The organism is Nocardiopsis sp. NPDC055824, from assembly GCF_053616335.1.
This window is the reverse complement of the sequence record NZ_JBSHDN010000109.1, coordinates 1-21,415: the sequence shown is the minus strand read 5'-3', so window position 1 is coordinate 21,415 and position 21,415 is coordinate 1. Positions and strand designations below refer to the sequence as shown.

Below are 21,415 nucleotides of genomic sequence, written 5' to 3'. Positions count from 1 at the left end.
CCTAGTGGGATTGGTCTCGGGGGCTGGTTTTTTTTTATAACACACAGGGCTGGGGGCGCCGGGGGGGCACCGACACCAAGCTGAGGGGCTGACCGGGGGGGCGGGGGCGCCCCACGCCCGCCCCGGCGCCCCGTTCCCGTGGAACGGGAACGGCCCCGCCCGCGGTCGCGCGGGCGGGGCCGTGGTGCTCCTGGGGCCGGGTCAGCAGACGCTGTCACTCGGCTTGGGCACGCCCAGGCCGAACAGGGTGCGGGCGCGCAGCCCGGCCCAGGTCCCGGCCAGCGCGAAGACCGCCCACAGCCACCCGTGCAGGCTCCCCGAGCCGATTCCGGCCAGGTAGGCGCCGATGTTGCAGCCCCCGGCCAGACGGGCGCCGATGCCCATCAGGACGCCGCCCGCCAGCCCGGCGGCGACCAGGTTCCAGCTCAGGCCGGTGTGCAGCTTCCACGTCCCGGCGGCCCCGGCGGCCACCGCCGCGCCGAGGATGATCCCGATGTTGGTGAGGCTGTTCTTGTCCTGGAGCACGGGGCCGGCCAGCTGCTCGGCCTGGGCCGGCTGGCTCCAGAACGCCCAGGTCTCCGGGTGCAGGCCGACCAGCTGCAGGGCCTTGGCCCCCCACAGGTTGAACGCCGAGGTGATGCCCCAGGGGCCGCCGGAGACCACCAGCACGGCGGTGCCGAGCACGGCCAGGACCAGCGCCCCGGCGATCAGCGGCCAGCTGCCGCGCACCACGCGCAGCGCGCCCCGGGCCGAGGGCGGGGCGCCCACGGGCGGCGGGACGCGGCGGTTCTGCACCGCCCGGGTGCCCACGACCAGCGCCGCCAGCAGGGCGATCGTGATCGCCCAGGAGCCGCCCCAGCCGACGTGGTCGGAGAGCAGGAACGGCGGCAGCGCGGGCAGGTCCGCGACCAGCGGCCACGCGGCGCTGTAGATCACCGAGCCCGCGATGAACCCGACCAGGGTGATGACGATCGCGGACTGGCCGGAGCCGACCGCGAAGAGGGTGCCCGAGGCGCAGGCGCCGCCGAGCTGCATGCCGATCCCGAACAGGAACGCCCCCAGGAACAGGGCGATGCCGATGGGGCCGGCCGACGGCGCCGGGGCGCTGCCGAACAGTCCGGTTCCGGTGCCGATGACCAGGGCGAACAGGGTCGCGGTCGTGCCCAGCAGCACGGCGTGGGCGCGCAGGCCCGTGCCGTTGCCCACGGCGAGGAACTGCCGCCAGGCGGAGGTGAAGCCGAACCGCGAGTGGAACAGGGTGAAGCCGAGACCGGTGCCCAGCACGAGCAGGACGGCGGGCAGCGCCCCGTGGGTGCTCCCCACGTAGGCGGCCAGCGCGAGCGTGACCGCCAGGGCGATGCCCAGCGGCCACCAGCGGACCGGCTCCGCCTCGGCGGCCCGGGGCGGGGGCGCGGAGAGGGCGGGCCGCCAGGTCAGGGCGAGGGCGGGCGAGACGGTCGCCGTGGCGGTGCCGGCGGCCGACCCGGGGGCGTCGGCGGCGGGGCCGCCGACGCTTCCCACCGAGTCGGTATTTCCGGGCGGTGAGGTGGGGTTAGTGGTCATGCGGGTGCTGTCCAAACCGTGCGGTGGCGGGGAACGGCGGCGGTCCTGGGACGGACCGGTGCCGTGGAACAGGGATGACTGCGTCCGGAGGGACGGGGACCGGTACCGGGCACGGGCGCCCGTGAGGAGGCGGGGGAGGGAACCCCGGGGCCTCGCGTCAGCGCACGCCGTCGCGGCACCGGCGGCGACAGAGGCCGTCATCGGTGCTCGTCAGCGACATGGAGATGAGGACCATGCGCAGGAAGCGGGCTGTATCGGACACGGCGAACATTCTAGGACACAGGGCCCATGTGGCAACGGGCGGGCACCGTGGGACGCGCCACCACGGGGCCGAGGGGGCGCCGGGGTGCGACCGGGCGGTAGCGGAGGAAGCCGGGGCGGGGGCGGACCGGAGCGGAACCGGGGGAGGGGCCGCCCCGCCCGGGGCGCCGCCGCGCACCCCGGACGGGGCCGCCCCCTCGGGCCCGGCTCCACGTGCTGCCGGACGGGGCGCCGACCCGGCCCGCCGCGCTCACTCCGTCGCGTCCACGCCCTTGGGCAGCACCACGACCGGCACCGTGGCGCTGTGCAGCACCCCCTGGCTCACCGATCCCAGGATCAGGCCCCGGATGCTGCCCCGGCCGCGCGAGCCGACCACGATCAGGTCCGCCTCGGCCCCCGCCTCGACCAGGGCGTCCACCGGGTTGCGCTCGGTGCGCACGACGGTGATGTCCACGTCCTCGGTGCTCTCGTCCATGACCTCGGCCAGCACGCCCGAGACCAGCTCCTCCGAGCGCCGGTCCAGCAGGTCGTCCGGCGGGGTCCAGCCGGCCGCGACCAGCGACTCGGTGGCGAACGGCATCGGGACCTCCCAGCTGTTCACCACCACGACCGAGGCCGCGCCGCCGCGCACGGCCTCGTGCAGGGCGAAGCCCAGCGCGCGCCGTGAGTCCTCCGAGCCGTCCACGCCCACCACGATCCGCTGGGGGTCGCGCAGGGGCGGGGTCTGGCCCTCCGGGGCGGGGACGACGACCACCGGGCACTCGGCGTGGGAGGCGAGGCGCACGCCCGCGGAGCCGGCGAGGGCGGAGCGGACCGGTCCGAGCCCGCGCGTGCCCACGACCACCAGGTCGTGCGGGCCGGTGCGGTGCAGCAGGGCGAGCGGGGGCTCCTCCAGGGCGAGGACCGTCTGCACGTCCACCTCCGGCCGGAGGGAGCGCGCGTGCTCGGCGGCCTCGGCCAGGATGCGCCGGCCCTGGTCGGCGATCTCCTCCGATGCGGGGAAGCGCGTCGGCCCGGTGTAGACGGACACCACCAGCGGCATGGACAGCGCGTGCACCACGTACAGGGGAACACCCCGTCGCACGGCCTCGGCCGTCGCCCACTCCAGCGCCGACCGCCCGGTCGGCGATCCGTCGACCCCCACCGCGACCTTGGGGGATGGTAGCTGCTCGTCCGCCATGAAACCTCCTTCGTCCGGGGATGTCGGATTCCCCGTCGAGACTGCCGTACCCGGGATCTCCAGCCCCAACAGTCCCGTGGCGTGGCGGGAAATTCGTCACACCGGACGACGTGCGTCCCGGGCCCTCCGGCCCATGGGCGGGCCGGGACGGGGCCGGAGGGGCCGGGGCGCGGCCGGTCCTACACCGCGCCGGTGTGCGCGTCCAGCCCGGCCCCGATCAGCTTGAGCGTGGGCCGGTGGTCCACCACGGCGGCGAGCCTGACCAGTTCGGCGTGGGAGGTCCCGTCCCCGATCCGGCCCAGCGCCGTCGCGCACGCGTTGGCGAGCGCCGGCCTGTCCGGTCCCTGGCCGGGGACCCTGACCAGGGCCTTCTCCAGCAGCGCGCCCAACCCGCTCGCGGTGTGCGCGTGCCCGGGGAGGAAGGACAGGAGCCGCACGAGGCCGCGGACGGCGATGTCGTTGAAGCGGTCGTGCCGGACGTCGTTCTCCAGCGGCAGCGAACGCGGTTCCCCCACCAGGGCCAGCCAGCCCAGCACCCGCTCCCGGAACTCGTCCGCGTCGACCCCCGCGAGCAGAGCCCGACCCCTCCTCTCCCAGGTCGCGCTCGGCCTGCTCGCCTTCGCCGTCGCGGCGTGCGCGACCAGGTCGCGCCACGCGTCCGGGAGGTCCGCCAGCTCGGCGAGAGCGTGGTCCGTCCACTCGTCGCCCGCGTTGACCACCGGGTGGGCGGTGAGCAGGCGCACGACCTCGCCCAGGGGCACGTCGGACCCGTAGCCCTCACCCCAGTAGCGCCGCAGGGTCCGGCCGAAGCTGACCGGGACGTCGCGCCCGGAGACCAGTTCCACCCAGACCATGTGGACACAGCCCTGCCCCCAGAAGGCCGCCGCCGTCGCAGCCGACAGCGCCTCCTGGCGCGTGTGCGCCATGACGTCGTCGGGGCGCCCCGGGGCGAGCATCGCGTGCATCCTGGCGATCCTGTCCCGCCGCGCCCACGAGTCCGTCGCCCCGTACAGCTCGACGCAGACCTGGGCCAGGCGGTCCCGGAGGTCCCCGGGCAGGGTCGGGAGCAGCCTCGCCCCGGTGAACTCCTTGTCCGCCAGGACCATCTCGCACGCCGCCGCCGCGTCGACCGGGAGGACCTCGCGCCACATGGCCTCGAACTCGTCTGAGAGCGTGAGCCCGCCCGGGAGCGGGGGGAAGAGGAGCGCCGCCTCCAGCCACAGGGTCAGCTCCGTCCTCTCCGGGGTCCGTGCCCCCTCGCGGAGCGAGTGGGCCTCACCCGCGAGCCGCTCCCGCACCTCCGGGGGAAGGGCCCGCAGGCCGGACATCACCCGGAGGAACGAGTCGGGGGCGAGCACCGCCTCCACCTCGGCGGAACCGTCGCGCCCGAGGACCTCGCGGACCACGGGTTCGAGGTCCTCGAACCGCAGCAGGTTCAGCTGGTAGTGCGAGAGGGCCGTGTGCAGCCAGAGGACGCTGTTCCTCCGCTCCGGGGTTCGCGCGGCCCCGTGGAGCTCGGCCAGGGCGTCCGTCAGGCGGTGCCGGTACGACTCGTGGAGGCCCCGCAGGCGCTCCGCCGTCCGGCGGGGGTTCCCGGCGGCGAGGGCGGTCTCGCAGGCGTCGGCGATGTCGCGGGAGGAGGCGGCGACCAGGACCTCGATCTCGAGGTGGTCCTCCTCCAGGAAGTCCAGCCGGCACCCCAGCAGCGCGGTGTGCAGCGTGAGGACGGCGTTCCGCCGTTCGGGGGTCGCCGCTGCCTCCCTGAACAGCTCGACGCAATGTTGTGCCAGCCGTCTCACGGCCTTGGTGGGGAGGTCGGACAGTCCTTTCGCCGCGTGCGGGAAACCCGGGTGGGCGAGGGCCCGTTCGCACGCCGAGGCGGGGTCGTCGCGTTCGACGTCGGCCAGAACGGCGGCGGGGAGTGGGGGCGCTTCATGCGTCGCTTGGGTCATGCGCCGACCCTAGGGACACCTGCCGACAGCGCGTATCGGCTCAAGGGAGGAGAGGGGTGGCGGGAGCCGTTGGGAGCCGGCGGGGCGAGGACGGGGCTGTACATTGGGCTTTCGCGCCACCGGGACGGGATGGTTGCACGCGGCGCGGCCAGTCCGGTTGGTCGGAGGAGAACGTGCTTACTCGTGACGTAGAACCCCTAAAGGCTGATATGTCCTCGGTGTCTGTTTTTCGAGAAGTTGGAAAATCGGCTGCTTGCCACTGGTAAGTTTGCTGGTCGTTCGCTCTGCTCCCCGCGCACGCGGGGATGGACCCGACGTAGCTCACTTCTGAACTGGTGTTGCGGGCTGCTCCCCGCGCACGCGGGGATGGACCCGTACCTACGGCCGGATCGAACACCTTCCCGTTCTGCTCCCCGCGCACGCGGGGATGGACCCGGCGCCGGGATCCGGCGACGGCTCCTCCGGTGCTGCTCCCCGCGCACGCGGGGATGGACCCTGCGGGCCGCAGCCGCGCCATGTGGGGATGGTCTGCTCCCCGCGCACGCGGGGATGGACCCGGACCAGGGCCGTTGGTTGACCCGGCCTCGAACTGCTCCCCGCGCACGCGGGGATGGACCCTCGTAGATGCGGTTGTACAGGTCCAGAACCGGCTGCTCCCCGCGCACGCGGGGATGGACCCCGGAAGACGGGCGAGATCACGTACCGGACGGTCTGCTCCCCGCGCACGCGGGGATGGACCCTGATCCCGGATGTCCCGAATCACCCTTTCGGGCTCTGCTCCCCGCGCACGCGGGGATGGACCCAAGGCCCCCACGGCGAAGACTGCTGACGAGAACTGCTCCCCGCGCACGCGGGGATGGACCCGCCCACGAGCACGCCACCGGCCCCCTGTGGCTCTGCTCCCCGCGCACGCGGGGATGGACCCAAGGCCCCCACGGCGAAGACTGCTGACGAGAACTGCTCCCCGCGCACGCGGGGATGGACCTGGGCGAGAACAGCCCTTTCGCTGGTAGTCGGACTGCTCCCCGCGCACGCGGGGATGGACCCCGGGAGCGCGCGGACGCCGTCGCCCGGATCCTCTGCTCCCCGCGCACGCGGGGATGGACCCGGGTTCGCCGGGTCGGCCGCAGGCTTCACCGTCTGCTCCCCGCGCACGCGGGGATGGACCCCATTGCATGAATGCAATCCCTTTGCCCGTGGTCTGCTCCCCGCGCACGCGGGGATGGACCCGGCAACCGGTTGTCGACGTACCCGCGCGCCTGCTGCTCCCCGCGCACGCGGGGATAGACCCGCCAAGCCGACGTGTTCTCGGGGGTCGAGGGCCTGCTCCCCGCGCACGCGGGGATGGACCCGCCACCCACAGCATCTCCCGCGTCTCCCGCGACTGCTCCCCGCGCACGCGGGGATGGACCCTCGAGGTGGTGTCCCGCCCGCGCTCATCGGGCCTGCTCCCCGCGCACGCGGGGATGGACCCGGGAGACCACCATGACGCTCGACACCGACCTGCTGCTCCCCGCGCACGCGGGGATGGACCCCCCGGCCGGGAAGAGGTCGAGGAGGAGCGCGACTGCTCCCCGCGCACGCGGGGATGGACCCTCCGTGGCCGGTGTCCACCGCGACCGATCCCAGCTGCTCCCCGCGCACGCGGGGATGGACCCCGTCCCTCCCGCGCGATGGCGGCCGGGGCGGCCTGCTCCCCGCGCACGCGGGGATGGACCCGGGAAGCCCGTCACCACAACCGTGTCCGACGACTGCTCCCCGCGCACGCGGGGATGGACCCCTCACGGACCGTAGTGATACTCCGTGGTACCGCTGCTCCCCGCGCACGCGGGGATGGACCCTTCACCACGACGCAGCGGTACGCACACCTTCACTGCTCCCCGCGCACGCGGGGATGGACCCGAGGTGGAGTGTGGGTTGGGTGGGGGCGTGTCCTGCTCCCCGCGCACGCGGGGATGGACCCCCGCTCTGCCTCGCTGACGTGGCCTCGGACCTCTGCTCCCCGCGCACGCGGGGATGGACCCGGGGTTCGCCGGGCGGGTCCTGTGGTTCGACGCTGAACGTGGTGGAGAACTCCCACGGCATCCACGGCGAGATCCTCTACGGCAAGACCGGCGAGCTGTCCTCCAACCGGCGTGAGGAGCAGGAGCTGACCATGCTCGCCCTGCACATCCTCCAGGCGTGCTCGTAGGCGGTCTGGGCCCGGGTGCGGTACCCCTCCAGGCGGCCCGGGTCGACGTCGAGCTGGTCGGCGACGAAGGCCACCGCGCGTTCGGGGACCCGGGTGGGGTGGTCGGGTTGGAACACCCCGAGCGTGCGTACCGTGCCCCACTGCACGGCCCACCCCAGCCGGGTGGTGGGGGTGCGTTTGCCCGTGGCCAGTTCCAGGGCGTGGGGGGTGAGGCGGAAGAACTGTTCCAGGTCGCCCGCCGAGAGCTCGGCGGGGAAGCGGGCGTAGCGGGCAATCTGCTCATCGGAGAGGTATTCATGCGGCATGGCCATGAACGTAGGGGCCGCGAACAGGACAGGCCGGCCCCGTCACCGAACCGTCGTCCAGAGCACGGCTCTACCGCTAAATCCTGTGGCAATCCTCCTCGACCCCCGTGATCAAGTCAGGGTTAGCTCGCGGATCGCCATCTCCTCGGGTCCTGCGGCAGTGCCTCTCCCGGGTTCAAAGAGGGGAGTTCATTCGGTCGGGGCGGGACAGATACTGCCGATGACCTGTTTCAGCGGCCCGTGTGATCGCCTCGAGTACCCGGTGGCGATCGAGTGCGACCGCGAAATCCGGCGCATCGGCGGTTCCGTCGCGGAGGTCGGCGGCGAACTGGGCGTAGAGGCGGGCGACCCCCGCTGCGGGTGCGTCGAGTTGCAGGTCGGGAGCCGCATAAGCGGGGGGGACCTGCAGCACTTGGACAGGCTCGCTGTCGCGGCGCAGCGTGATGGTGAAATCGGTGAAATGGATGTAGCCCGACGCCGACTCCACACGCACACTGCCCTCGGTGCCCTGGATCTCCCATACCATCGCCGAGCCGGCAGACTGCCCGGCACTGTAGTGCAGCGAAGTGACGATCCCGCCTTCGAGAACGCCGGCGACGACGATCTCATCCGGCGCGTCCTTCGGCAGCGACGCGCCATCGGAGAGGCGGACGCCGTCACCGCGCTGATTGGCGACGACGGCGGACAGACTCTCGAACGTGCCGAGCACGCGCGCAAGCGGTTCGAGCCCGTGGCCGAGCATGATGCTCAGAAGCGTGGCGCCATGCTTTGCGTGAGCCATGTACTCGACCGGCGGGTCATATCGGCCGACCCACATGTCGTCGGTCAAATGCGCCCGGATGCTCGTGCTGAGCGGCTTGCCGATCACGCCTTGCGCGATGAGGTCGCGAAGGAAGAGGATCGGCGGGTGCAGGCCGCCCTGCAACCCGACAACCGTCCGCAGCCGTCGCTCGCGGGCAAACCCCTCCAGAGCTTCGGCCTCCGACAGGTTTCTTGCGAGCGGCCATTCGCAATAAACCATCTTGCCCGCGGCCAGCGCGTCGGAAACAATCTGCTTGTGCTCCGGCACCTTGACCGCAACCACCACCAGGTCGACCTCTGGTCGCACGACCAGAGCCTCATGTGTGTCGAAGGCGAGATCGGCGCCCAGCCGACGAGCGGTCGCGTTCGCGCTCTCCATACGAGTCGTACTGACGGCGCGGATCTGGAACGCGTCGAGCGCCTGCAGCGCCGGGACGTGAGCAATTCCGCCCCAACCCCGATCAGCACTAGCCCCGATAAGGCCGACGCCGATCCGGGTATTTGCTGAATTCTTCATCAGGATGCTCCTGCCGTGTGCAGCCCCGGCAACGCTCTCCGGGCTGCGTCACGATGATTCGTTTCCGGACAAATGCGTGGGCACTCGGGCTCACCATGGCGAGCGAGCAATTGTTGCCGTTTGCGTAGCGGCCGCGGGGTTCGAGCCCGAGTGGCCCAGGCGCAGGTTTTACACGTGAGCCCAGTGGGCCTCGAGTTCGCGCGCGACATCGGCCGGACGCTCTATCATCGGCCAGTGCGAGCTGCGCAGCTTGAAGACGGCACGTGCGCGTGTGGCATTACCGAGCTCGTCGGCGAAGCGGTGAGGAAGAAACGGATCGTCCAGGCCCCAGATCACTAGCGCTGGTGCGGTCACGTTGCTCAAACCTGGCTTCCACTCCGCCCCGACCTCGATCGCCGAACGGTAAAGGGCGAGAATGCTTGCTCTCATAGTGGCATCGAGATGTCGGACCGATTCGTTTGCCGCGTCGCGCGGCATCTGTGCCTCGTTGAGGCTTGCTGCGAACGCCTCGAGGTCGAGGTCCGCCATCCATTGCTCGCCCTCGCCCGGCGTTTGCCAGATCTTGGCAAGATAGTGCCACGGATACTCCGGATCGATTGGTCCGCTGATGCCTGTCCATGTCCGCACCAGATCTGGTCGGATAGACGCGAGACGGCCCGTGAGCAGAGACCCCCAATCATGACCGACCAGGTCGACGGGTTCGCCGATTTCTTCGATATTCTTAACAAGCCAATCGAGATACTCTTCTTTCGTCGACGTGAATCCCTCTGGCAGGGGTACGCCAAACCCGGGGAGATCGATCGTCACAATATCTTCGCGTTGAAGATGGGAACGGACGGTGTCCCAAAGCCGGTGGGTATCAGGTACGCCATGGACGAGGACTGCAGGCATTTCGGATTCTCCAATTGTTTGTTGTCGTGGTTGAATGGCCGGTCGGCCGGGTCAGGGAAGGAGGATGACTTTGCCGTGGGTGTGGCCCGTGGCGACGAGGCGATGAGCGTCCGCGGCCTCGTCGAGTGGGAAGCTCCGGCCGATGCGTGCGGTCCATGCGCCGGCGGCGATCAGATCCAGGGCTTCCTGGACAGGGCCGCGGTCGCGGTTCCCGCTGCCCCCGGGGCTGAATGCGACGCCGTATTGTGCGGCATCGCGGTCGGCGAGCGTCACGATCCGGTCGGGGCCGCCGAGAAGATCGACGAGGGCGGGAAGGAGCCCCTTGCCGGCGGTGTCGAGCGCGACGTCGACCCCGCCCGGAGCGGCGGCACGGATGCGATCGACCAGGCCCGGGCCGTGGGCGACAGGGGTCGCTCCGAGACTCCTGACGAAGTCGGCGTTGGCAGTCCCGGCGACGCCGATCACCGTCACACCGCGCTGTCGCGCGAACTGCACGGCGGCGCCGCCCAGAGCACCGCTCGCGCCGGTGACCACGAGCGTATGACCCGGGCGAATGTTCAGAAGCCCGAGAGCCCTCGCCGCGTTGTCGGCGCCGATGACAGTAGCCGCGGCCTCCTCGAAGGAAACGCCGTCGGGGACCGTCGCGAAGTTGCTGCTGACCGTGTACTCGGCGTAGGAGCCCTGGGTGGCGGAGTCCGGCCACCCGGCGACGCGGTCGCCGACCACGCCCTCGTCGACGCCCGGGCCGACCGCCTCGACGACGCCGGCGAACTCGAATCCGATGATGGCGGGAGCACGCAGGCGGAACGCTCCGGCGCGTGCCTGGATCTCCGCCGGGTTCACCCCGGCGGCGTGAACCCGCACCAGTACTTGGCCCGGACCCGGCACCGGTCGCGGAGCCTCCGCAACCCGCAACACGGAGGGTTCGCCGAACGAGGTGATGACGGCGGCTTTCATGATGATCCTTCTCATATACGAGGGCTATTTGCTCGCACCGTTCAGAACGGTGTCAGGTCAGGAAGACCGGAGGTTTCTCGCCCCGCAGGCGGTAATCGGGCCGGGGGCGTTCGAGGCGGATCGATTTCAGCACGGTGTACGCGTGGTACTTGGTCTGGGTGGTGGCTCCTGCCAGCCGTTCCCACCAGAGCCGGTCGTCGCTCGTCTCCTTCTCGAGGACGTGGCGGGCGGTGTAGTTCGCCATGGAGCTGATCCAGTTCCCGGTACCGACGAAGATCCTGTTCCAGCCGGTGCCGGTCACGATGTCGCGGAATTCGAAGGGCCCGTCCTGCGCTTCGAGAACAGCGGCGCGCGCGGAGGTGGTCATACGCCGTGAGCCTGCCGCGAAGCGCCGCGAGGGCCATGGTGACGAGGGACTGAAATCATCAACGACTCCCTGATAGGGGGGTGGGCCTCAGGAACCCTTCAGCGGGCCCTAACCTATGGCGGCCGCCCGTGCCCGCAAATCGGTCGCCGTATCCGTCACGGCAGTAATGCACGGTGCCGCGAGGTGCGGTGGCCTAACTGCCGGACGCCGGTCCGGGCGGCTTGTCCGACTCGGGCGGTGAGACGGCTGTTGTGGGCGGCGTGCTGGAAACCCGGGGTGTGGTGGGTGCCGTTCGTGATGTCGCCGGCCAGGCTGGTGTAGACCTCGCCGACGTCGATGGAAGCGCCCGTCCAGATGTCGGCGGCGGCCTGGCCCGCGCCGCAGCCCAGCAGGCACGCGAGAGGATCCACCAGACCTCCGGCCGGGCCCGCGAGCTGTCCGAGCGGTCCAGGGCGGGCCGCGAGCGCCAGGAGAGCGCGCCCCCCGCGCCCGCCCCGGCGCCGGTCCGCAGGGCCAGGACGCCGCGCCCGGTTCCCCCGCCCTCAGCGCCCCCGCAGCCCTAGCGGCACGCCCCGCCGGGCCCCACCCGCGGCCGCGGCCCCGGCTACGGCAGGTAGTCTCCCCCGGACTGTTTGCCTGGTCATCGACGATCTTCCGTGGGATCGGAGTCGGCTGTCTGGAGAACGTCTAAGTTACTCGCGGGTTAGTTGGCACTTGGTGACACGCTCCTTACCGACACCCCTAGGGACACCTGACGACAGGGCGTATCGGCTCAAAGGAGGAGAGGGGCGGTGGGAGCCGGTGGGAGCTCCCGGGGCGAGGTCGGGGCTGTACATTGGGCTTTCGCGCCACCGGGACCGGGATAGTTGCACGCGGCGCGGCCCGGCTCGTCGGAGGAAAACATGCCTACTCGCGACTTGGAACCCCCGAAGGGCGCTATGTCCTCGGTGTCGGTTTTTCGAGAAGTTGGAAAATCGGCTGCTTACCGCTGGTAAGTTTGCTGGTCGTTCGCTCTCTGCTCCCCGCGCACGCGGGGATGGACCCGACTTTCGGTTCACCGCCACCCCCTCCTGTATCTGCTCCCCGCGCACGCGGGGATGGACCCACGACGATGGCTGCGTCGACCCCGATCGGGAACTGCTCCCCGCGCACGCGGGGATGGACCCGGCGGTGGTCGGGGGCGGGCCGTAGTGCCACGCTGCTCCCCGCGCACGCGGGGATGGACCCTCGCCCGCATCGACGCCAAAGCGGGCCTTCTCCTGCTCCCCGCGCACGCGGGGATGGACCCGCCCTCGGCACGATCAGCCGCCCCTTGGCCAACTGCTCCCCGCGCACGCGGGGATGGACCCGACCTGTCGACCATGCCCGCCTCGCCGAGTGCCTGCTCCCCGCGCACGCGGGGATGGACCCGTGGCCGCCCACATCGAGTGGAACCTTCCCTTCTGCTCCCCGCGCACGCGGGGATGGACCCGTCACCAGGTCTCCAGGCACCCCCTCGGGCCCCTGCTCCCCGCGCACGCGGGGATGGACCCTCGATCATGCGCGGCCCGGCCGTGATCAGCGCCTGCTCCCCGCGCACGCGGGGATGGACCCCACTGGCCATCCGAGCGGGCTCGGCTCGCCGGCTGCTCCCCGCGCACGCGGGGATGGACCCAGGGCGCATGGGAATGCGCCTGAGGGGTCCGGCTGCTCCCCGCGCACGCGGGGATGGGCCCAGGCCCGCCCTGGCGCCGTCCTCTCAAAAGCCTGCCCGCGCTTCGTGCGGGCAGGCTTCCGTTTGCGCAGCATCAACGCACCTCAGGACAGGGGGCACCACCAGCTTTGGGAACGCTTACCCACCGCTGCTCACTGCGTCGCGAACCGCCGGACGAACCACCGGGTAAGAACCCCGTCGACCGCCGCCGTTGTGGGCAACTGGGGAGCCGGTTCCAACCCGGGCTCATCGGCCAGCGGGTGGGCCAGGTCCGGCACAGTCGCCAGCTCGATCTCATCCGGACGCGCGTACCGCCCACGAAGTGCCTTGACCAGGGAGAAAGCATCTTCGCGCAACGCCGGGTGGTCGCGCTCGCCGCTGACCAGCAGCAGCGGGGGCTCTCCGCTCAGCTCGCCGGCGCGGCCGGCGAAATCCAGATCGTCGGCCGCTCTGCGGGATTCGGCGGTCCAAACGTAAGGCTGGTCGAGCCCGGTCGCGAGAAGTTCGACCGCCGCGCTCACCCGCACAGCGGGATTGACGAGCGCGACCGCCCCGATCGGTGTCGGCGGAGCTGTGAGCACTTGCAGAGCGACCGCCCCGCCAAGCGATGCACCGAGGATGCCGATCGGCTGGTCGTCGACCGGTAGCTGACGGTGCAGCTCGGCCAGCGCGGCCGGGAATTCCTCTACGGCCTGGTGGACGATTGGTCCGAGGTACTTCAACAGGATGTCTTCGCGAGCGAGTTCGAGGTGTCTGTCGAGACGGCCATCGACCATACGCGGACCGCACAGCGGCATACCCAGGTGGACCCGCCAGGAAGGAACACCGGCCATGGGCAGTGCCGCTGCGAAGGCCGCGTCCGTTCGGGGCGCGTCCAGCATGTGCCAGGTCACGATCAACGGCGCACGGTCGTTGCCCGTCCCGGACGGCGGGAGGGCTGTGAACGGCACGCCTGCGGCTGTACCGGTGATCGCATCCATACACACTCCTACGGCTTTCGGGGGTACGTCGCCAACCGTAGGGGAGCTCTACCGGGCGCGGACGCCCTTTCTGCTGCGGGCAGACCTCCGGTCCCCGACCACGGGTCGAGATGCGCGGGCAAGCAGGCCCTAGGGGACGGCCCCAGGTCGTCTGCGCCGCTGCCATCGTGCTCTCCGTGCACGCGGGGATGGTCCCTGCCGCTGTGATTGCCAGCCCGGCCATGGACCTGGTGCTCCTCGAACGCGAGGGGTCGGTCGCGGCGACGGGCGCGCTACTGTAGCCCTGCCGAATTCCCCTGTTCGTGCTGCGGGACTGTCCGGCTTCTTCAAGCCGGGGTCGTAGAGGTTCCATGGGTTGGTTCGTTTGTTGGAGGAAAATATGCTTCATTGCGAACAAGAATCTCTAGAGTCCCCTATGTCATCCGTGTCGGTTTTTCGAGAAGTTGGAAAATCGGCCGCTTGCCACTGGTAAGTTCGCTGGTCGTTCGCTCTGCTCCCCGCGCACGCGGGGATGGACCCCCGCCTCCCCGAGAACGGCGTCCAGGTGCGCGCTGCTCCCCGCGCACGCGGGGATGGACCTCACCTGGGAGCGCAGAGCCTGGGCGGTGAAGACTGCTCCCCGCGCACGCGGGGATGGACCCGACGACGACGTGTCCAAGGTCCTCTCCGAGGACTGCTCCCCGCGCACGCGGGGATGGACCCCGTGTGTCACGTGTGCGGCAAGGACGGCGCCACTGCTCCCCGCGCACGCGGGGATGGACCCTCACCGACACCGAAGTCATTCCGAACTTGGTGCTGCTCCCCGCGCACGCGGGGATGGACCCGCGGTGGCGTGGCCCCTGCGGTCCGAGCCCGCCTGCTCCCCGCGCACGCGGGGATGGACCCCGCCCCACCATCGCCGAAGCCCGCGTCAAGAACTGCTCCCCGCGCACGCGGGGATGGACCCCGCGACCTGTTGCCGTGCGCGTCCGTGACCAGCTGCTCCCCGCGCACGCGGGGATGGACCCTGGTTCGAGATCCACCGGGACCACTGGAACTCCTGCTCCCCGCGCACGCGGGGATGGACCCTGGTTCGAGATCCACCGGGACCACTGGAACTCCTGCTCCCCGCGCACGCGGGGATGGACCCAACCTCGTGCTGAAGCTGGCGCTGCGCTCTGATTGCTCCCCGCGCATGCGAGGATGGCCCCGGGTCCAGGCCGAGCTGGAGGCCCCGGCAGTCGTGTTTCCCCGCGCATGCGGGGATGGTCCCCCCGGGTACCGGGAGAACGAACTCGCGACCCCCTGCTCCTCGCACGCGGGGATGGACCCACCACGCTCGCCACCCTGGCAGGCGTAGTGCTCTGCTCCCCGCGCACGCGGGGATGGACCCTGGGTGATGGGCAGCGGGCCGGTGCGCACCTCCTGCTCCCCGTGCACGCGGGGATGGTCCCGACCGCCTGTGGCTGGTCACCGGCAACAACCTCTGCTTCCCGCGCACGCGGGGATGGACCCCTACCCGTGGTGACCTTTAGGCATCCGTTGCCCTGCTCCCCGCGTATGCGGGGATGGGCTTGCACGGGCCCGGTTCAGGGGGCCACGCGGCGGCACCATTGGCGGACCGCCACCCCCAGGCAGGCGGTGTCCTGGGCCTCGACCCGTCTGCGGGCGGCTTCCAGTCGGGCCTGGGCGGCGTCGAACTGCTGCTGGGCGGCGATCTGTTCCAGGCGGGCCAGACCGGCGGCGGCGTCCGCGGCGGACCGTTCCCGCTCCTGCATGACGCGGGACGCGAGGCGTTCGGCGTGCTCGGTGTAGCGGGGGACGAGCGGGGTCCCGTCGCTGGCGTGCGGGGGCCTGGACCGGGTGGTCACCGGTTTCCTCCTTCTGCGGGCCGGGCTCGGTGCGGGTTTTCGTGGCGCGCCGGACCCCCTCGGAGAGGGGATCCGGCGGGAACCACGGTCGCCCCGGGGCCTGCTGTCCACGGCCTGTCCGGACGGATCAGGGCTACGGTGCGGACTTCCCGGCGCGCAGGGTCTCGATGAGGGTCGCGACGTGTCCGGCGTCGCCCATCGCTCCGACCTCTAGGGCCAGGGCGTGGACTGCCTCCAGGGCGCGGACGACCTCGGTGCTGCCCGTTCCGGCGTTCAGGACGTGGGTGATCTGCGACCTGGGGTAGCGGCGGTGCCCGCCGAGGGTCTTGACCGAGGCGAGGCGGCCGTCCTTCTCCCAGCGGGTGACGGTCTTGGGGTCGACGCGGAAGAGGCGGGCGACCTCTCCGGGGGTGAGCAGGGCCTCGGCGTTCTCGACGAGTTCGGGCAGGGGCGCGGTGGGCACGGTGGTTCTCCGTCAGCGTGTGTTTGTCGGTTATGGGTGGTCGATGGTCGGGTGCGGGTGCGGGTGCGGGTGGTCGATGGTGGGTGGGGGTCGGGTCCGGTCCGGGGAAGTACGACCGGACCCGACAGGGTGGGGCGGGGCCGCCGGCCCCCCTTTTCGGCGGCGGCCCCGCGGCCCGGTGTGAACGCACCGGGCGGGGAACCCCGGGCGGAACGGTGTCGCCCGGAGGGGGTTCTCAGGGGGAGCGGCCGGAGGCGACCGTGCGGGCCACGTGCCGCATCTGCCGGGAGAGCCGGTCGGGGTCGGCGTAGCGCAGCGGGGCCACCCGCGCGGGGCCGGTGTAGAACGCCACCCACACGAGCAGGGAGTAGGACCACATCACCCACCAGCCCGGGTGGTGGTGGGTGAGCGAGGCGGCCACCTGCCGGTACTCGCGGTCCAGCTCCGGTGTCCACCCGCTCACGGGTTCTCCACCTTCGCGCGGATCGTCAGCGGTCCCGAACCCGCACCGGGGATCGCCCAGTCCCACTCCCAGTACACGGCGAGCTGGTCCACCAGGTGCAGGCCCGGGAGGGGTGCGAGGCGGGGGCCACCCAGACGGGGGTAGGGGATCACCGAGTCCGGGCGGGGACCGCCGTCGGTGACAGCGATGGTGATGAGGAACGGGTCGATGTCGAGGACCACCCGCACGGTTCCGCCGGGGTCCCCGGAACGGGTGTGCTTGTGCGCGTTCGAGGTGAGCGCCTCGGCCACCAGCGAGACCGGTTTCGCGGCCCGCCGGGGGGTCATGGCCCGCACCCACTTGGCCAGGGCGTTGTAGTCGCGCTTGTGGCCGAGGACGATGCCGTGCCGGTGGGGCTCGGAGAACGCGATGCGGTGCGGGTACGGGACACCGGCGGGCTCGGGTTCGGCGTCTGCGTCTGTTTTTGGTGCGGTGGTACCGATAGGCTTCATTTGCTTCACCTCATGTCTTTTCGTGACAGGTGGGGCATTTGCCTCGGGGGTCGTTGCGAGCGGCCGCCGGGGCCTTTTCATGTCCCAGACCTTGCCAATCCCAGACGCCGTGGGTCTATGCTTATCGCTGGACTCGGTCTTAGAACCTTGCAAAGCGGTGAAGACAGATAATTGGTCGGTGATTCGATTGAGGGTCGATGGTGAGGACGGCGAGGCGCGCTCTCGTTTCGGGAAGCTGCTCAAGAAAACCCGTGGTCTAGCGGGTCTCACGCAACAGAAGCTTGCCGCTGTATCCCTGGTCGGGCAAAGCACTATCAGCGATTTGGAGCTCGGCAAGAAAGGGACGCGCAGGGACCAAGTGGTGCGCCTTGATGCTGCTCTCAAGGCCAACGGGGTTCTGCTGGGTGCCTGGGACGCTGCGTTCTCCGGGGTTGGGATGACGTCGTACTTCCGCGAGGTTGCTGAGGCGGAGCAAGCCGCCACAACCTTTCGGGACTACTCCCTCGGCCTGGTTCCAGGAATCTTCCAGGTCGAGGAGTACGTGAGGGCCATCAGCGAGATCGCTGAGCCCGATGCCACATCGGAAGCGATCGACCAGATCGTCGATGCGCGAAAGCAACGTCAGCTCATCCTGGACCGGCCACACCCACCGAAGATCACCGCTCTCTTGGACGAGGTGGTCCTAGTTCGCCGCTTTCGGAACCCCGAAGTGAGGCCCAAACAGATCGATCACCTGCTGGAACTGTCATATCGCTCACGGGTGGACATACAGATAATTCCGAGTGAGGCAGAGGGGCACGCTGGACTGGGTGGTTCGTTCACCGTGATGGACGTGCCTGGCAACGGCTCGTTCGTCTACGTGGAGAGCCAGCAGACAGGTGTATCGCTGAAGCAACCGGAGATTGTGGCACGCTATGACCGAACCTTCGCGGAGCTGAGGAGCGCCGCTCTGCCGATTACGGCGTCGCGGTCCAAGATGGAAGAGATACGAGGCAACATCCGATGATGAGTCAGGTCTGGAAGAAGTCCAGCTACAGCAACGGGTCCGGTGGTCAGTGCGTGGAGGCACGAATTATGCCTGGTCAGAGGGCTGCTGTTCGTGACACCCAGAACCGGGAGTCGGGTCACCTTGCTGTACCTGCCCCTGAGTGGACTGCTCTCGTGAATGCGGTGCGCGTCCGGTAACATCCCCGCGCACGCGAAGAGCCGCACCCCGTCAATGTTGGTGACGGGGTGCGGCTCTCGTGTTCAGCGGGTTCAGGTTACCCCGGGTGCGCGACACACCACGAGGACCAAAGACCCCACCGCAGTCCCGCCCCAAACCGGGCCACCGGGTGGGGGAGTCTCGCGGACGTTGGTGCCGGTATGCCACCCGAACCCGGCCTCACCTCAGGGAACAGCGGACACACTGCCCGAACGGCTACCCCACCGTGGCAGCCGAGCCCAGCGGCCGTAGAACCTCGGCCGGGGAACCCGCCCACAACCGGGTCCCTCCCGCGTCCACGGTCACCCCGAGCTGCTCCCGGCCCGGCCGACCCGCCCGCTGCCACTCCTCCCACGCCGCGCCGACCTCCGCCCACAGGTCCCGGCCCCCGGCGCGTTCGGTGGCGTAGGGGCCGCCGACCGGTGTGTACTCGCCCAGCGCCCATGACCCGTCCGGGGTGGCCACGTACACGGACGCCTCGCCCGCGCACTCGGGCCGCTCCTCTGACGCCTCGTAGACGGCGTACCGCAGGTCGGGCACCAGGTGTCCGAGAACCAGTTGCCATCCGGGGTGCTCGTAGGCGACCAGGCGGGGGTTCACGGTGGCGGTTCCGGCCTGCTTGCCGGGGTCGTCCTCGTCCACCAGGTCCCGGATGCGGCGGCTGTCGGGACGCTGGGAGCGCAACACCATGAACGGGGCCTCGCCGACGATCCTCCCGTGCGCGGTGTCGTCCTCCCCGACTTCCAGTCGCACCAGCACCCCGGGGCGGGTCCCCACCTCCCAGGGGGTCACGATCACCCCGCCCGGCCACGTCTGCCCCACCCAGGCGTGGGGGATGGACCCGCGGGCCGCCACGGTGGAGATCACCCGGTGGAAGCGATCCGCGCCGAGACCGGTTTCCAGGTGCCCTGTGCCGTCCTCGTCCAGCACGGTCGGCCGGTAACCGGCGCGGTCGAGGTTGTCGACGGCGACCCGGGCGAGCTCTGTGTCGATCTCGGCGGACACCACCGCTTTCTCCCCGAGCGCGTGACAGAGCAGAGCGGTGTTGTACCCGCTCCCCGTGCCGATCTCCAGCACCCGGTGCCCCTCGGCGGCGTCGAGCTGTTGGAGCATGTCCACGACCAGCGACGGTTGGCTGAGGCTGGAGGTCCGCAACCTGCCCCACCCGGGTTCGCCGTTCGGGCCCCCGGCCGGGTTGCCGTCGTCCACCTGGGTCGCGAGCGCGTAGTCCTCATGCGCCCAACGGGCGTGGTCGGGGTCCTCGCGGGTGACCGGCATGCAGTAGCCGGGGTGGTCGGTGGAGGTGACCCACACGGTGTCGGGGATGAACCCGGCCCGGTCCACCGCGAGGATCGCCCGGTGCCACCGGGGGTCGATGATGTGGCCCGCGATGGTGAGGGCGCGGGCCAGACGGGCGCCGGGTGTGGTCACCGGTCGGGGTCCTTGCCGTCGCCGGACTGGGTGGGGAGGGGTTCGCTTCCGTGTTTCTTGGGGTCTTGGCCGTCGCCGCCGGCGGAGCCGCCCTTGCCGGTGTTGGTGCTGTCGGGTTTGCCGTGATCTCCCACGGGGTCCTCCAGGATGGTTGGGCCTGCCTACCACCGGAACAGTAATCCACCATCCGGTTACTGTGAGTGGTTTTGGCTGGAAGTGGCCACCTCGCGCAATCCACCGTCCCAACGCGCGACATGGGGGGAGCGGGGCACACGGTCGCCCCGGCTGGCCCCGCATCCACGCGGAACGCGCCTTGGCGAACCCCGGCCGCTCCCGCGATCCGGGCCACGGGGGAAGATGCACGGGCGTCCCCCCCCGGCGGTCAAGGAGGCCCCATGTCCACCACACCACCACCCCCGCCCCTCAGGAACTGGGCCGGGAACGTCGCCTTCTCCCACACGGCGGTGCACCGCCCCTCGACCCTGGACGAACTGCGCCGCCTCGTCCGCGACAGCCCCAGGATCCGGGCCCTCGGCAGCGGCCACTCCTTCAGCAGGGTGGCCGACTCCGACCACGAGCTGGTCCGCCTCGACGGGATGCCGCAGGACATCGTCCTCGACCCCGGGGCGGGGACCGTGGCGGTGTCCGCCGGAACGAGCTACGCCGACCTCTCCGCCGCCCTGCACCAGGACGGGTTCGCCCTCGCGAACATGGCCTCCCTGCCGCACATCTCCGTCGCCGGATCGTGCGCCACCGGCACCCACGGCTCCGGGGACGGGCAGCGCTGCCTCGCCGCCTCCGTGCGGGCCGTGCGGATGGTCGGCCCGGAGGGCGACCTCGTGGAGCTGTCCCGCGACACCGACCCCGACACGTTCCCCGGCGCGGTGATCTCCCTCGGTGCGCTCGGCGTCGTCACCCGGCTCACCCTGGACGTCGAGCCCGCCTTCGAGGTCGCCCAGCGCGTCCACCTCGACGTGCCCCTGGACGCGGTGGCCAAGCGGTTCGACGCGGTGTTCGGCGCCGCGTACAGCGTGAGCGCGTTCACCGACTGGGCCCGGGGCGTCGCCGACGTGTGGCTCAAGCACCGGACCGACCTGCCCGAGCGCCCGTGGGAGGGCGGACGGCCCGCCGGGGGACCGGTGCACCCCGTGCGGGGCATGCCGGTGGAGTCCTGCACCGTGCAGCTGGGGGTCTCCGGGCCCTGGCACGAGCGGCTGCCGCACTTCCGGCCCGACGTGACGCCGAGCGCGGGCGACGAGCTCCAGTCGGAGCTGTACCTGCCACGGGAGCAGGCGGCGCGGGCCTTCGCCGCCCTGCGCGGCATCGGGCACAAGGTGGCCCCGCTCCTGCACGTGTCGGAGGTGCGCACGGTGCGCGGGGACGACCTGTGGCTGAGCCCCGCCCACGGCCGCGACTCCGTGACGTTCCACTTCACCTGGGTCAGCGACGCGGAGGCGGTGGTGGCCGTCCTGGCCGAGGTGGAGGGGCTCCTGGCGCCCCTGGGCGCCCGGCCGCACTGGGGGAAGCTCACCACGCTCTCGGCCGGGGACATCGTCGCGGGGTACGGGCGCGCGGAGGACTTCGCCCGCCTGGCGCGGAGCATGGACCCCGGCGGCACGTTCCGCAACGCCTTCACCGACGCGCTGTTCCCCCGGGGATGAGCGCGGGCGGACCCGCGGCACCGATATTCCGGTGCCGCAGGGCCGCCCGTCGTCGTGGGAGGGCCGCAAGACCGGCCCCTGCGGACCCGCCGCCCGGGCCCCCCCCCCCCCGCCGGCCCCCCCCCCCCCCCCCCCGGGCCCCCCCCGCCGGGGGGCCCCCCCCCCCCCCCCCCCCGAGGCCCGCGCCCCCCGCT

17 protein-coding genes, 3 pseudogenes and 3 CRISPR repeat arrays are annotated in these 21,415 nt (G+C 71.2%); of the genes and pseudogenes, 4 read left to right on the top strand and 16 right to left on the bottom strand.

What is annotated here, in order from left to right; all coding sequences use genetic code 11:
- Positions 1 to 201: 201 nt before the first annotated feature.
- From ACWGL3_RS20575 to ACWGL3_RS20565, 3 genes are all read right to left on the bottom strand, one after another.
- Positions 202 to 1,563 carry a YeeE/YedE family protein gene (locus tag ACWGL3_RS20575; protein WP_267949734.1) on the bottom strand — a complete coding sequence of 454 codons (1,362 nt, stop codon included), beginning with the start codon at positions 1,561 to 1,563 and terminating at the stop codon, positions 202 to 204.
- 511 nt (positions 1,564 to 2,074) lie between these two features.
- Positions 2,075 to 3,004 carry a universal stress protein gene (locus tag ACWGL3_RS20570; RefSeq protein WP_452461692.1) on the bottom strand — a complete coding sequence of 310 codons (930 nt, stop codon included), beginning with the start codon at positions 3,002 to 3,004 and terminating at the stop codon, positions 2,075 to 2,077.
- 179 nt (positions 3,005 to 3,183) lie between these two features.
- Positions 3,184 to 4,956 (bottom strand): hypothetical protein, encoded by a 1,773-nt coding sequence (locus ACWGL3_RS20565; protein WP_267949736.1) that lies wholly within the window; start codon positions 4,954 to 4,956, stop codon positions 3,184 to 3,186.
- 284 nt (positions 4,957 to 5,240) lie between these two features.
- Positions 5,241 to 6,980: a CRISPR direct-repeat array (repeat unit 29 nt; unit sequence CTGCTCCCCGCGCACGCGGGGATGGACCC).
- A gap of 23 nt (positions 6,981 to 7,003) precedes the next feature.
- Here ACWGL3_RS20565 and ACWGL3_RS20560 point away from each other — a divergent pair.
- Positions 7,004 to 7,141, top strand: a pseudogene (locus ACWGL3_RS20560) (Tn3 family transposase); the annotation flags it as partial.
- Positions 7,142 to 7,146: 5 nt separating this feature from the next.
- Here the strand turns inward: ACWGL3_RS20560 and ACWGL3_RS20555 are convergent.
- The 11 genes and pseudogenes from ACWGL3_RS20555 to ACWGL3_RS20505 form a co-directional block, all read right to left on the bottom strand.
- Positions 7,147 to 7,452: pseudogene (locus ACWGL3_RS20555) on the bottom strand (DUF4158 domain-containing protein); the annotation flags it as partial.
- A gap of 175 nt (positions 7,453 to 7,627) precedes the next feature.
- The gene (locus tag ACWGL3_RS20550; RefSeq protein ID WP_452461691.1) at positions 7,628 to 8,770 is read right to left on the bottom strand and encodes a Gfo/Idh/MocA family protein; all 1,143 of its coding nucleotides are present in this window, start codon (positions 8,768 to 8,770) and stop codon (positions 7,628 to 7,630) included.
- 168 nt (positions 8,771 to 8,938) lie between these two features.
- Positions 8,939 to 9,661, bottom strand: a complete 723-nt coding sequence (locus ACWGL3_RS20545; RefSeq protein ID WP_452461690.1) for an alpha/beta fold hydrolase — start codon at positions 9,659 to 9,661, stop codon at positions 8,939 to 8,941.
- 51 nt (positions 9,662 to 9,712) lie between these two features.
- A complete protein-coding gene (locus tag ACWGL3_RS20540; protein WP_452461689.1) occupies positions 9,713 to 10,618 on the bottom strand; it encodes an NADP-dependent oxidoreductase in 906 nt (301 codons plus the stop codon).
- Between the two features lie 52 nt (positions 10,619 to 10,670).
- Complete coding sequence (locus ACWGL3_RS20535; protein WP_452461688.1) at positions 10,671 to 10,985, bottom strand: hypothetical protein; 315 nt, start codon at positions 10,983 to 10,985, stop codon at positions 10,671 to 10,673.
- 155 nt (positions 10,986 to 11,140) lie between these two features.
- Positions 11,141 to 11,395 (bottom strand): hypothetical protein, encoded by a 255-nt coding sequence (locus ACWGL3_RS20530; protein ID WP_452461687.1) that lies wholly within the window; start codon positions 11,393 to 11,395, stop codon positions 11,141 to 11,143.
- Between the two features lie 605 nt (positions 11,396 to 12,000).
- Positions 12,001 to 12,700: a CRISPR direct-repeat array (repeat unit 29 nt; unit sequence CTGCTCCCCGCGCACGCGGGGATGGACCC).
- A gap of 130 nt (positions 12,701 to 12,830) precedes the next feature.
- Positions 12,831 to 13,658, bottom strand: a complete 828-nt coding sequence (locus ACWGL3_RS20525; RefSeq protein WP_452461686.1) for an alpha/beta hydrolase family protein — start codon at positions 13,656 to 13,658, stop codon at positions 12,831 to 12,833.
- 490 nt (positions 13,659 to 14,148) lie between these two features.
- Positions 14,149 to 14,848: a CRISPR direct-repeat array (repeat unit 29 nt; unit sequence CTGCTCCCCGCGCACGCGGGGATGGACCC).
- Between the two features lie 378 nt (positions 14,849 to 15,226).
- Entirely contained in the window at positions 15,227 to 15,508 is a 282-nt protein-coding gene (locus ACWGL3_RS20520; protein WP_267949750.1) for a hypothetical protein, read from the bottom strand.
- A gap of 274 nt (positions 15,509 to 15,782) precedes the next feature.
- Positions 15,783 to 15,956: pseudogene (locus ACWGL3_RS20515) on the bottom strand (BldC family transcriptional regulator); the annotation flags it as partial.
- A 250-nt stretch (positions 15,957 to 16,206) separates the two neighbouring features.
- Positions 16,207 to 16,434 carry a hypothetical protein gene (locus tag ACWGL3_RS20510; protein ID WP_452461685.1) on the bottom strand — a complete coding sequence of 76 codons (228 nt, stop codon included), beginning with the start codon at positions 16,432 to 16,434 and terminating at the stop codon, positions 16,207 to 16,209.
- The gene (locus ACWGL3_RS20505; RefSeq protein WP_452461684.1) at positions 16,431 to 16,925 is read right to left on the bottom strand and encodes an ATP-binding protein; all 495 of its coding nucleotides are present in this window, start codon (positions 16,923 to 16,925) and stop codon (positions 16,431 to 16,433) included. Before ACWGL3_RS20505 ends, ACWGL3_RS20510 begins: the two co-directional genes overlap by 4 nt.
- A gap of 178 nt (positions 16,926 to 17,103) precedes the next feature.
- On the opposite strand from ACWGL3_RS20505, the gene ACWGL3_RS20500 reads away from it, so the two are divergent.
- On the top strand, positions 17,104 to 17,931 hold the full coding sequence (locus ACWGL3_RS20500) for a Scr1 family TA system antitoxin-like transcriptional regulator (RefSeq protein ID WP_433701284.1): 828 nt from the start codon (positions 17,104 to 17,106) through the stop codon (positions 17,929 to 17,931).
- Positions 17,928 to 18,110: a DUF397 domain-containing protein gene (locus ACWGL3_RS20495; RefSeq protein ID WP_352982761.1), complete on the top strand. Its 183-nt coding sequence runs from the start codon at positions 17,928 to 17,930 to the stop codon at positions 18,108 to 18,110. Before ACWGL3_RS20500 ends, ACWGL3_RS20495 begins: the two co-directional genes overlap by 4 nt.
- A 235-nt stretch (positions 18,111 to 18,345) precedes the next feature.
- On the opposite strand, the gene ACWGL3_RS20490 is transcribed toward ACWGL3_RS20495, so the two are convergent.
- Both ACWGL3_RS20490 and ACWGL3_RS20485 read right to left on the bottom strand, forming a co-directional pair.
- Entirely contained in the window at positions 18,346 to 19,560 is a 1,215-nt protein-coding gene (locus ACWGL3_RS20490) for an rRNA adenine N-6-methyltransferase family protein (protein WP_452461683.1), read from the bottom strand.
- Entirely contained in the window at positions 19,557 to 19,694 is a 138-nt protein-coding gene (locus ACWGL3_RS20485; protein WP_452461682.1) for a hypothetical protein, read from the bottom strand. Before ACWGL3_RS20485 ends, ACWGL3_RS20490 begins: the two co-directional genes overlap by 4 nt.
- Positions 19,695 to 19,955: 261 nt before the next feature.
- Between ACWGL3_RS20485 and ACWGL3_RS20480 the strand changes: the two genes are divergently transcribed.
- Entirely contained in the window at positions 19,956 to 21,221 is a 1,266-nt protein-coding gene (locus tag ACWGL3_RS20480) for an FAD-binding protein (RefSeq protein WP_452461681.1), read from the top strand.
- The last annotated feature ends 194 nt before the right edge of the window (positions 21,222 to 21,415 follow it).